The sequence below is a fragment of the Roseibium sp. R5 genome, from assembly GCF_055755305.1.
The window spans coordinates 1,802,595-1,813,020 of record NZ_CM146910.1; the positions used below are offsets into that span (position 1 = coordinate 1,802,595).

The following is a 10,426-nucleotide window of genomic DNA, read 5'->3' on the forward strand; positions in this document are numbered from 1 at the left end:
AATGAAAAAAACACTGCTCTCTGCCGCTTTCGCAGCCGCTCTGTTTGCGTCGGCACCTGTACAAGCAGCCGAAAAACTGACGGTCTTGATGGATTGGTTCACCAATCCCGACCACGCACCGCTGATCACCGCCCAAGCGATGGGATTCTTTGAGGCAGAAGGTCTGGATGTCGAATTGATAGAACCTGCCGACCCCGCGATGCCGCCGAAACTGGTTGCAGCAGGACAGGGCGACATTGCCATTTCCTATCAGCCGACTTTGCACGCCCAGATCGAGGAAGGACTTCCGCTTAAGTGGATCGGAACGCTCGTAGAGACACCATTGAACTCTCTCATCGTCCTCAAAGATGGTCCGATCAAGGAATTGAAAGACCTGAAGGGAAAGAAGATCGGTTTTTCTGTGTCCGGATTTGAAGACGCCATGCTCGGCCAGATGCTGCGGTCTGTCGACCTCAGTGTCGACGATGTCGAGCTGATCAACGTCAACTTTGCTCTGTCACCGTCGCTGATGTCCGGCCAAGTCGATGCGGTCATCGGTGCTTACCGGAATTTCGAGCTCACTCAGATCGAGATTGAAGGCAAGGAAGGCAAGGCGTTCTATCCGGAAGAGAATGGTGTGCCGATTTTTGACGAGCTGATCTACGTTGTTCACAAGGACAAGACAGATGATCCGCGCTACGCAAAATTCATGGCGGCCATCGAAGCGGCCACGATTTTCCTGACGAACCATCCGGACGAAGCCTGGAATGCGTTCATCGAAGCCTACCCGAACCTGAATGACGAGCTGAACAAACGCGCCTGGGCCGATACGCTGCCGCGTTTCGCAAAACGCCCGGCAGCCCTTGATGAAGGCCGTTATCAGCGTTTTGCGGAGTTCATGGCTGAAAATGACCTGATCTCTAAAGTGGTTCCTGTCGATACCTATGCGGTCGAGATTCGCTGATCATCACTAACTTCTCGGAAATCAGCAGCGTGGTGTCTCAGGATGCCGCGCTGCTTTCGTCTTGCGCCAAGGGGAGGTCTGCAATCCGGGCGGCAAACGGGGTGTAAAAGCTGCTGAGCCGTGAGGCGGACTGCTGGGCGGCAGTGAGAGCACCATGTGCGGCAGTTACATTGCCTGCTTCGATCGCTCTTATAAGTGAATCGTGAGTTTGAGCGAGCTTCTGAAAGTCCTCGGATCTTGCGTAGTTCTCGTCGCCCAACAGCGCAAACAGTGTAACGGTTTCGCTTTTACCCTTGAGAGAAATCTCGCCGGCTTCCAGGTAGGCCAGCTCCGGTGCCTGCTTTCTTGTCTCTTCCGAGACGAGGAGATCTGCGCCCACCGCCTTGCAACTTGATTCAATCCTCGATGCTACGTTTACCGCATCGCCGATCACCGAATAATTGAACCGGTGCTCTGAGCCCATATTGCCAACGCAGGCATCGCCACTGTTCAGACCTATGCCGATCTGAACCGTCTGCGCTTTCAATCCGCGCGCCTTGAAACCAAATGCGTCTTTTTCATTCAGTTCATCGACAATTCTAAGCATAGCGAGACTGGCCCGGCCTGCTTTTTCTGCGTGGTCCGGCACGGGTATTGGGGCATTCCAAAACGCCATGATGCTGTCACCGATATACTTGTCGATCGTTCCCCCTTCGGCCTGGATGGCATCGGACAGAGGAGAGAGCAGAGTATTGAGGAAGGTAACGAGCTCTGTCGGCGTCAGTTGCTCGGAGATTGGCGTGAAGCCGCGAATGTCCATGAACAGTATGGTCATTGGCCGTATCTCACCGCCCAAAGTCAGTTGCTCCGGCGCTTTTTCAAGCTGGGTCACGAGATCCGGAGAAAGGTATTGGCTGAATGCCTGCCGGACAAAACGCTTTTCACGTTCGGTCAGGAAATAGAGCATGACCGTTGCTGCCGCGAAGACAAGAAACACAGACAGGCTTGGGTATATCGGGTCGATGAGAAGCCCTTTGTCCAAAAAGAGGTAGAAAGAACCGCCGATCAGCACCGCGGCAACAATACCGCCAAGCAAGGCTGTTCCAAGGCTGCCAATGATGGGCAAGATGAGAATGAAAACTGCACCGACCAAAAAAGTCGTGAGTGTCTCAAGGCCACTTGCCCAGTCTGGCCGGGTCAGGAACTGACCGTTGATGATTTGCTCAAGCGCCTGAGCATGTACTGCCACGCCTGGAACCAGTTCACCGATCGCAGTTGCGCGGATATCGCGGAGGCCTGCTGCAGACGTGCCGACCAGCACAATTTGCCCTTCGATCAACGGCGCAAGTACGCCATAGTGCTCTGGTTTAAAAAAATCCATCGCCCGGACATATCGATCTGATTGGTCCGGTGTGTAATGGACCCACATTTCCCCTGCAGCTGTTGTTGGAACTTCAAAAGCACCAATTTTAAGGTCGGTTATTGCTGGAGTGCCACTGTCCACTTCGCCGCTGGCACTGGTCGTTCGGACTATCAAGCCGCTGGCTCCCTGGGCCACCCGAAGGGCCTCTGTGATCAGGCCTGGATAAACGTTGGTTCCGTCGCTCGTAATCAACGGAATGCGGCGGATGACGCCGTCTCGGTCATCGAGAGAAACAGAAATCGATCCAATTCCGCTCGCTGCTTGTTGAAGTGAGTCGAGGCTGGGGACTGCGGCTGGGAAGGGCGGCAGGATCGTAACTGGATCTGCTCCCCCATAGGCAATGCCAGCTTTTTTCAGAGGCGATCGGCCGGTTAACTGATCCGAGATCGCGAAGCCGAGAATCACCGGTGCGCTGGCTATTGTTGCGGCGAAACGTTCGTCATTGTCCGGCAGCTGTTGCAGAGCTTCCTGAACACTCACTGGCGTCTCTGGGGGAAGGGAGGCACGAATTTGCGTTGGCGACGTTCGATCCGGTTCAGCGAAAACAACGTCGAATGCAATGGCGGCTGCGCCCATTTCAGTCAGGGTTTCGACCAGCTCGGCAACTTTGGTGCGTGGCCACGGCCATTGCCCGATTTCGGTGATGGAGGTCTCGTCAATGTCAACGATCCGAACTGGGGCGGGCATATACTCGCGCGGACTGAAACGTTGATAGTAATCGAATGTGAGCTCCCGAACGGCAACGAGAAAGTCCGGATTGGCAATCCGAAGCCCGGTCATGAGAATCAGGACGATGGTTGCGGTGAGCGCAACAAAACCGCGCCGTGAAAAAAAAGGGTCTATCCGAAACGCCATTGGTGCCTGATGTCTTGAAACTAACCAGCAGTGGCCCTGACCCTAGGGTGGTAAGGCGCCAAGGAGCAAGCGCAGACGGACCCGTAAACAAAAAACGCCGGGCGTTTTGCCCGGCGTTTCAGTAAATCCATGTTCCAGACGCTTACGCGGCTGGTTGTTGGTCAAGCGTGCGAGCACTGTTCCGGACCGCTTTTTGAACCTTTTCAAAAGCACGGACCTCGATTTGCCGCACGCGCTCCCGGCTGACACCAAACTCTCCGGAAAGATCTTCCAGCGTCATTGGGTCCTCCGACAGACGGCGGGCCTCGAAAATCCGGCGTTCCCGATCATTTAGAACGTCCATCGCGTCGCTGAGCATTTTGCGGCGCATGTCGAGTTCTTCCTGATTGGCAAGCAAGGTTTCCTGGCTATCGCTTTCGTCGACGAGCCAATCCTGCCATTCGCCAGCATCTGCTTCCGCCCGGATCGGCGCGTTCAGGCTCGCGTCGCCGCCGAGGCGGCGGTTCATCGACACGACTTCTTCTTCCGAAACGCCGAGACGGGTTGCGATTTCCTGTACCTGGTGCGGCTTCAGATCGCCCTCTTCCAGCGCTTGTATCTTGCCCTTCAGGCGGCGCAGATTGAAGAACAGGCGTTTCTGGTTGGCTGTCGTCCCCATTTTGACGAGTGACCAAGAACGGAGAATGTATTCCTGGATGGCGGCCTTGATCCACCACATGGCATAGGTCGCCAAACGGAACCCTTTGTCGGGCTCAAAACGTTTAACGGCTTGCATGAGGCCAACGTTGCCTTCGGATACGACCTCGCCAATCGGGAGACCATACCCGCGGTATCCCATGGCGATCTTGGCAACGAGGCGCAGGTGTGAATTTACAAGGCGCTCGGCAGCTTCCGGGTCTTCGTGCTCCTTGTACCGCTTGGCGAGCATGTACTCCTCCTGCGGCTGAAGCATCGGAAACTTGCGAATCTCATCAAGGTAGCGGCTAAGTCCGCCTTCCCCTGCAGTGAGTGTCGGTAAGTTCTGGGCCATTGAATGCACCCCCTCTCGTCGAAATCACCCGGTTCCCCACTTTGCCCCGCAGAGCGCAGGCGTTTGGCTGAGGCAACCAAGTTACAATGCGTGTCCTATCGGCACACGCGAACAGCTAATATAGGTTGAATTTAGCCGATTGCATGGCTTCAATGCGAATTGGCTTTCTAAAATTTTTGTAATCCGGATAAAAGATTTGCAAAATCATCGGGATATGGGCTCTCAAAGCGCAGTGTCTCGCCTGAAACCGGATGCTCAAATGCCAACAGTCCAGCATGCAAAGCTTGCCGGGTGAAACCGCCGACAAGGCTCTTTAATGGCTCTTCCAACCGGTTGATTTTCGTCTTGAAGCCGGAGCCATAATCATCGTCGCCAAGCAATGGATGGCCAATATGGGCCATGTGGACCCGGATCTGATGAGTTCGGCCTGTCTCGAGTCTGCATTCCATGAGTGAGGCAAGTGGAGGCTGGTCCGCGGCGCCGAAACGTTCCTTGACCTGCCAATGCGTGATTGCATGACGTCCGCTCGTTTTCACAACCGCCATCTTCTGCCGGTTTGCCTGGGAACGGGCCAGGTTGGCATCAATCGTACCCTTGAGGCTGGACGGCGCGCCCCACACAAGCGCGGAATATGCGCGCTCCAGTGGTCCGGTGCGGCCATGATCTGCAAATTGTGCTGCTAGCCCTTGATGTGCCTGATCTGTTTTAGCGACAACCAGCAGACCTGACGTGTCTTTGTCAATCCGGTGAACAATGCCGGGACGTTTCACTCCGCCTATTCCCGACAGGCTGTCACCGCAATGATGGATCAAGGCGTTGACAAGTGTGCCGGTCCAGTTGCCGGCACCAGGGTGAACGACCAGCCCAGCCGGTTTGTCGATTACGATGACATGTGCATCTTCGAAAACCACATTCAGCGGAATGTCTTCGCCTTTGGGATCCGGATCCTCCGGTTCAGGAAGATGCAAAGTAATCTCGTCACCTTCATTGACCCGGTATTTCGGCTCCCCTATTTTCGCGCCTCCGATGGAAACGTCGCCCGCCTTGATCAGTGACTGAATTCTGTTCCGGCTCAATGTTTCCAAATGCGATGCAAGGACGGCGTCTATCCGCTTCCCGGCGTCCTCAGGATCAACCGTTAAAATGAAATCCGCGTCAAAGCTGGCCGGATCGTCTTGGGAATTGTCTGTCATGTCTCAACCTGATTTCCGGGATGAAGGTCCGGAAGAAGCCCCTTTAGATCCTGCGACCGAACGCGTTCAGGCAAAACTGAAGCGCCTGTTGCTCGGGTCGTCCCTGATCATGTTTGCCGGGTTTATCGCTGTCTTTGCAGCAATCCTTTACAAGATCAACACTTATGAGGCCGATCCATCTGAGGCCGCAATCGTTGAAACCCTAAATGTCGGTGCTGATGCCGAAGTTCTGCAGGCAACGATATCAGAAGGGATCATGCTCGTTCTCGTGCGTGAAGGCACCACTACCGCCTTGCTCCGGTTTGATCCGCAAGATGGAAAATTATTGGGCCGGACGGTTTTCGTCGGCCGGTAGTGGATATAGACCGGTTGACTTCAAAAAAATGACCAAGGGGGCTTGCGTCCTGCTCTAACCCCCTTTATACGCACGGTCCTCGGCTTGAAACAAACAACTTTCAAGCCCCGCGCGCCCATCGTCTAGCGGTCTAGGACGCCGCCCTTTCACGGCGGAAACACGGGTTCGAGTCCCGTTGGGCGTGCCAACTTTCTCTCGATATCTAGGGTCTATTTTTCAACTGGTCAAAAGTGGCTGGTTTCGAAAAGCCTTACCACTTGGCCGCTTCTAGATGGCCGGCAGGTTTTCAGTTTCGATAAGCTGCGTATCTGAGTCTTTTGCAATCGTCGCGAATTCCGGGCTCGGGCAACGGTCGGTTACAAGCGTCGTAACTTGCGAGAGGTGGCCAACCCGGACGGGCGCGGTGCGCTCAAACTTGGTGCTGTCCGCTGCCAGGATCACATGCCGAGCATTTTCCATGATCGTTTTGGTGACTTTGACTTCGCGATAATCGTAGTCGAGCAAAGACCCGTCCGGATCAATGGCAGATGCGCCTATCACTGCAAAATCCACCTTGAATTGGCGCATGAAATCAACTGCGGCTTCGCCGACAATTCCGCCGTCCGCATGCCTTAAAACCCCGCCGGCAACAACCACTTCAATCTGGGAATAACCCCGCATCAAGCTGGCGACATTCAGGTTGTTGGTGATCACCATCAGTCCGTGGTGTTGCAACAGCGCCTGTGCGACCGCCTCAGTTGTCGTGCCGATATTGATGAAAATAGACGCATTGTCAGGAATGAGTGCAGCGACACTGGAACCAATGTCAGCCTTTTCCTTGCTGGAAATGATGCGTCTTGCTTCATAGCCGACGTTTTCAATACCAGATGAGAGCAAGGCTCCGCCGTGCGTGCGTGCGAGTAGTCGGCGCTCACACAGCTCATTCAAGTCTTTACGGATGGTCTGCGGACTGACTTCGAATCTTTTTGCCAAGTCGTCCACGCTGACACGACCCATCTGGCGGGCCAGTTCGAGAATGGCGTTATGGCGTTCGATAAGCATGAGGTATTGGTCCGGTAGGAAGTTAGTTCAATAATTCAAAACGCACACAAACTGACGCCTTCTGTCGCAGCAGAACTCTTGTCAGGCAGCCCCGGCGGTCCGCCGTTGTTTCGGCTTTTTCACAGTTGGCGGATCTGTCTTTTCAGGGGGCACTTGATCGTTGTCACTCGAGGGCTCTTTGTTTTTTCGGGTCGACGCAACAATCCGGCTAACAAGGGCTTCCGCCGCGTTGGCGATATCTGTGGTAGACGAGCTTTCTGCGGCTTTGGGAGCCGGTGGAGGCGCTGTGTTTGGCTTTTCGGCACCGGTGGCAGCGCGGCGTGTTCTTCTCTTGGGCTTCATGTCACCAGCGCTATTTGACACAGGTGCCGATTTGCCGGCTGCTTTGGGGGAGGGCTTGGAAGCGGCTTTCTTTTTATCGTTAGGGTCCGCTGACACTTGTTTGACCAGCTGCCGGAAGTCCTGACGGACTTGTGTGAGTGCAGATGTTGCTGCGAGATCCTGCCGAAGCTTCTTGATCTCCCCGGTTAGCCGATTGACCGTGCGGTCCTTGTTTTTTAGCTGAGAAAGTCTTTGCGCGTTTTCTGTTGCCAGCGCTTCCAACTGCTCGGTCAAATGCTTCTGAAGATCGCTGTCTTTGATGTCGGCTGCGTCCAGCTGCAGGGAAAGCCGGGTCACTTCCGCCTGAGCAGTTATGAACTTTGCCTCAGTATCCACAAGCTGGGCTTCCAGCTCTGCAAGTCGGGCCCGCGCCGTCTCTGTTCGTTCAGCGTCGAGTTCACCGGCAACAGACGGTTCCGCCTTGGCCAGGCGCGCTTTCAAGGTCGCAACTTCAGCTTCCAGCCCCGTGATGGTCGCAAGCGCCATCGTGTCTGTGGCAGGCAGCCAATCGGAAGTTTCTTCGCCTTGCGCGCCTTTTGCGGGCACATCTTCGCCGGATTCCGGTTTCTGTGACCAGCTTTCCGCTAGAGCCTTCTCAGCTTCGGCGAGTTTTTGCTTTAGTTGTGCGACTTCCGAGGACAGCATGTCAGCTGATTTCTCATCGGAGGCTTTCGCAGATAGCTCTTCTTTCAGTTTGGAAATCTCGCCTTCGTGGCGTTTTTCCAACGCAGCCATTTCTGTCTTCAGCCGTGTCACATCCACGTGCCACTTTGCAGCCTTTTCCCGCTCGGCGTTCAGAGACTGTTCAACGCGGCGTAGATCGACGGCATGTTGTGCGCGTGCCTGGTCCTGCGCAGCTCGGACCTCTGCGTAACTGGATGGATTGACAGCCCGCAGAGCCTCTTCGGTCAGTCTCGCGGCACGGCGATAGAAAGCTGGCAGGATCGCAAGGCAAATCAGCCCGGCCGTGCAAAACCCTAGTGCCACATACATCGCCGCTTCTATCACATCAGGCTCCCGGTGGCCGTTCAAAGCATCAAGACGTTACATCATCATTAGAGGACATCGGTTTAATAGCCAAGTCTGGGCTCCAGTTGAGGCTGGACCCTGATAGTTTTTGCAGGTCTCTAGAAAGGATTCCAAGTCGGTTCTCTTGTGAATTTCAAGTAACCGAGATTCAACCCGAGGCGTGCGCCGACCCCGGCCTTGATCGGGACCACGAAGACTGAGTCTTTTGCAAGGACTGTCATGCCGACGCCGCCAACCAGATAGGCGGACCCATTTACGCCGCTGAACCGGTCGTAAACCCGGTCAATGCTCGGCAAATTGTAGATCAGCATCATGACGCGTGCGCCGTCAGCTCCAAAGTCGAAACCTATAGACGGTCCTTGCCAGAATATTTTGTGGTTGCCTGCATTGCGGGTGTAAAGCTGACCTTCTCCAAACCGGGCACCTGCAACGAATGCACCAGAGCCTTCTTCCCCAAGGATATACCCATTTGGTTCGCCATAACTTGCAAAAGCTCTCTCCACAACGGAGGCCAGCCCACCAGACACAGATCCGAAAAACTGATGCCCCGTTTGCAGGATCTGATCTTGGCCATAAGTGTTGACGGGAGGAGACTGCGTGTTGGTCGTGGTCTGTGCGAACGCAACATTGGGGCCAACGGACAAAAGCAGAATGACTGCGGCGGCTGGAAGAATTGAAAATATGAGCCGTGACATATGTGCCATCCAGTAAACTCCTTGTCGCCAGACAGGCGACGTCTTTCTCGCTGCGTTGCGTCTCTTCGATGTTAAACTTAACGAATACAGTGATGATTCGCAGTTCAATTGATGAAAGACGTGTCCGCCGAATCAATGAAACGTTGGCCCCCAAAAAAGACCTGGATGTGTCTTTCTGCAATCCTTGCAGCGGCTATTTGCCTGTGGAGCGTCGACGGAAAGGCCCGCCCCAGGAGTTTTGTGCCGGATCCGATTACTGGGTACGCAATTGGTGGGCACGACCCAGTCAGCTATTTTGTTGATGGATACCCGCGGAAGGGAAGCCGGGAATACACATATAAATGGGGCAACACCGAGTGGGTTTTCGTCAACAAGGGCAATATGGAAGCCTTCAAGCTGCACCCCAATGCCTATGCCCCGATGTTTGCGGCTTGCGGCGGATATGGCCTGTCGGAAGGCTTCGCGACGGCCGGAAATCCGTTTATCTATGCGATAGTCGAAGGGCGGCTGATGTTCTTCTATTCGGTGGTCAACCGGTTTCTATTCATTGTGAATGGCACCCAAAGGCTCACCGAAGCTCGGTCGCATGCTGAAACTGTCGGCTGCCTGCCGGAATGACGGTTGATGTGGCCGTTGGGACGGATTTGAGTTTGGTTTGCCGGTTTCGGCGGACTTATCTCCAAAAATAGCTTGGATGACCGGGAAATCGGCTGATTTGCCGCCTTGGCAGGGCCTTTGCGGATGTGTAACGCTGGCATATCGGCTTGCGAATCAGGTCGTTTTGGCAGGTTTTTTACAAAGAGCAGCGTCGAGCAATGTCCGCACTTAAAGAGCTTTCATCCATGGATCTTGCAGCCCTGGTGGCAAGCCGGGTCTGTCATGACATCATCAGTCCGGTTGGTGCGATCACCAATGGACTGGAAGTGCTGGATGAAGAAGGGTCTGAGGACATGCGCGAATTCGCCATGGATCTGATCCGGAAAAGTGCGCGACAGGCGTCTGCCAAGCTGCAGTTTGCACGACTTGCCTTTGGTGCTGCCGGATCCGCCGGCGCAGAGATTGATCTTGGCGATGCCCAAGTGGTTGCCACCGGGTTTATGGAAAATGAAAAATCCAACCTCAATTGGCAACTGGACCGGCACTTGATGCCGAAAAATTTTGTGAAGTTGCTTCTCAATCTCATCCTGATCGCCAATCAGTGTGTTCCGCGTGGGGGCGAGATCAAGGTTGAAATGAGTGGGACACCACAATCTCCGTCCTTTACTTTGAATGCGGCTGGTTTGAACCCGCGAATTCCACTTGGAATGAAGGAAACCTTGAGCGGAGAAGAGCCTGAGCGCGTTGATGCACACTCTGTTCAGCCGATTTACTCGTTGCTTCTGGCGCGTGAGTGCGGGATGGAGTTAACAATAGATAAAGATGAAGACTGCGTAAAAATAACAGCTCTTCCGACCGAATAACTTAGGCCCGAAAAGAATCCTTTTGCTTCAGCGTATCTTAAC

10 protein-coding genes and 1 tRNA gene are annotated in these 10,426 nt (G+C 54.4%); 5 read left to right on the plus strand and 6 right to left on the minus strand.

The window, feature by feature from the left end:
* The first annotated feature begins 1 nt into the window (after position 1).
* Positions 2 to 943, plus strand: a complete 942-nt coding sequence (locus tag AC0J4F_RS08435; RefSeq protein WP_133951472.1) for an ABC transporter substrate-binding protein — start codon at positions 2 to 4, stop codon at positions 941 to 943.
* A gap of 37 nt (positions 944 to 980) precedes the next feature.
* Here the strand turns inward: AC0J4F_RS08435 and AC0J4F_RS08440 are convergent, their stop codons facing one another.
* The 3 genes from AC0J4F_RS08440 to AC0J4F_RS08450 form a co-directional block, all read right to left on the minus strand.
* Positions 981 to 3,200: a CHASE2 domain-containing protein gene (locus AC0J4F_RS08440; RefSeq protein WP_473025952.1), complete on the minus strand. Its 2,220-nt coding sequence runs from the start codon at positions 3,198 to 3,200 to the stop codon at positions 981 to 983.
* A gap of 142 nt (positions 3,201 to 3,342) precedes the next feature.
* On the minus strand, positions 3,343 to 4,230 hold the full coding sequence (rpoH, locus tag AC0J4F_RS08445; RefSeq protein WP_040451015.1) for an RNA polymerase sigma factor RpoH: 888 nt from the start codon (positions 4,228 to 4,230) through the stop codon (positions 3,343 to 3,345).
* A gap of 167 nt (positions 4,231 to 4,397) precedes the next feature.
* Positions 4,398 to 5,423: an RluA family pseudouridine synthase gene (locus AC0J4F_RS08450; RefSeq protein WP_473025953.1), complete on the minus strand. Its 1,026-nt coding sequence runs from the start codon at positions 5,421 to 5,423 to the stop codon at positions 4,398 to 4,400.
* Between AC0J4F_RS08450 and AC0J4F_RS08455 the strand changes: the two genes are divergently transcribed.
* Both AC0J4F_RS08455 and AC0J4F_RS08460 read left to right on the plus strand, forming a co-directional pair.
* The gene (locus AC0J4F_RS08455; RefSeq protein WP_473025954.1) at positions 5,422 to 5,778 is read left to right on the plus strand and encodes a hypothetical protein; all 357 of its coding nucleotides are present in this window, start codon (positions 5,422 to 5,424) and stop codon (positions 5,776 to 5,778) included. The two genes, AC0J4F_RS08450 and AC0J4F_RS08455, sit on opposite strands and share 2 nt — an antisense overlap.
* A gap of 111 nt (positions 5,779 to 5,889) precedes the next feature.
* Positions 5,890 to 5,965 (plus strand) — tRNA-Glu (locus tag AC0J4F_RS08460).
* Positions 5,966 to 6,045: 80 nt separating this feature from the next.
* Here AC0J4F_RS08460 and AC0J4F_RS08465 read toward each other — a convergent pair.
* From AC0J4F_RS08465 to AC0J4F_RS08475, 3 genes are all read right to left on the minus strand, one after another.
* Complete coding sequence (locus AC0J4F_RS08465; protein ID WP_008194524.1) at positions 6,046 to 6,819, minus strand: DeoR/GlpR family DNA-binding transcription regulator; 774 nt, start codon at positions 6,817 to 6,819, stop codon at positions 6,046 to 6,048.
* Positions 6,820 to 6,900: 81 nt separating this feature from the next.
* Positions 6,901 to 8,208 (minus strand): hypothetical protein, encoded by a 1,308-nt coding sequence (locus tag AC0J4F_RS08470; protein ID WP_473025955.1) that lies wholly within the window; start codon positions 8,206 to 8,208, stop codon positions 6,901 to 6,903.
* A gap of 119 nt (positions 8,209 to 8,327) precedes the next feature.
* Positions 8,328 to 8,933 (minus strand): DUF1134 domain-containing protein, encoded by a 606-nt coding sequence (locus AC0J4F_RS08475; RefSeq protein WP_473025956.1) that lies wholly within the window; start codon positions 8,931 to 8,933, stop codon positions 8,328 to 8,330.
* A 156-nt stretch (positions 8,934 to 9,089) separates the two neighbouring features.
* On the opposite strand from AC0J4F_RS08475, the gene AC0J4F_RS08480 reads away from it, so the two are divergent.
* Positions 9,090 to 9,542 (plus strand): YHS domain-containing (seleno)protein, encoded by a 453-nt coding sequence (locus AC0J4F_RS08480; RefSeq protein ID WP_209002516.1) that lies wholly within the window; start codon positions 9,090 to 9,092, stop codon positions 9,540 to 9,542.
* A 197-nt stretch (positions 9,543 to 9,739) separates the two neighbouring features.
* A complete protein-coding gene (gene chpT, locus AC0J4F_RS08485) occupies positions 9,740 to 10,384 on the plus strand; it encodes a histidine phosphotransferase ChpT (protein WP_133951483.1) in 645 nt (214 codons plus the stop codon).
* The last annotated feature ends 42 nt before the right edge of the window (positions 10,385 to 10,426 follow it).

Excerpts from the sequence above, each read along its gene's own strand:
- AC0J4F_RS08465 (WP_008194524.1), bottom strand. The coding sequence starts at position 6,819 with ATGCTTATCGAACGCCATAACGCCATTCTCGAACTGGCCCGCCAGATG.
- AC0J4F_RS08480 (WP_209002516.1), top strand. The coding sequence starts at position 9,090 with ATGTGTCTTTCTGCAATCCTTGCAGCGGCTATTTGCCTGTGGAGCGTC.
- rpoH (WP_040451015.1), bottom strand. The coding sequence starts at position 4,230 with ATGGCCCAGAACTTACCGACACTCACTGCAGGGGAAGGCGGACTTAGC.
- AC0J4F_RS08455 (WP_473025954.1), top strand. The coding sequence starts at position 5,422 with ATGTCTCAACCTGATTTCCGGGATGAAGGTCCGGAAGAAGCCCCTTTA.
- AC0J4F_RS08475 (WP_473025956.1), bottom strand. The coding sequence starts at position 8,933 with ATGGCACATATGTCACGGCTCATATTTTCAATTCTTCCAGCCGCCGCA.
- AC0J4F_RS08450 (WP_473025953.1), bottom strand. The coding sequence starts at position 5,423 with ATGACAGACAATTCCCAAGACGATCCGGCCAGCTTTGACGCGGATTTC.
- AC0J4F_RS08440 (WP_473025952.1), bottom strand. The coding sequence starts at position 3,200 with ATGGCGTTTCGGATAGACCCTTTTTTTTCACGGCGCGGTTTTGTTGCG.
- chpT (WP_133951483.1), top strand. The coding sequence starts at position 9,740 with ATGTCCGCACTTAAAGAGCTTTCATCCATGGATCTTGCAGCCCTGGTG.
- AC0J4F_RS08435 (WP_133951472.1), top strand. The coding sequence starts at position 2 with ATGAAAAAAACACTGCTCTCTGCCGCTTTCGCAGCCGCTCTGTTTGCG.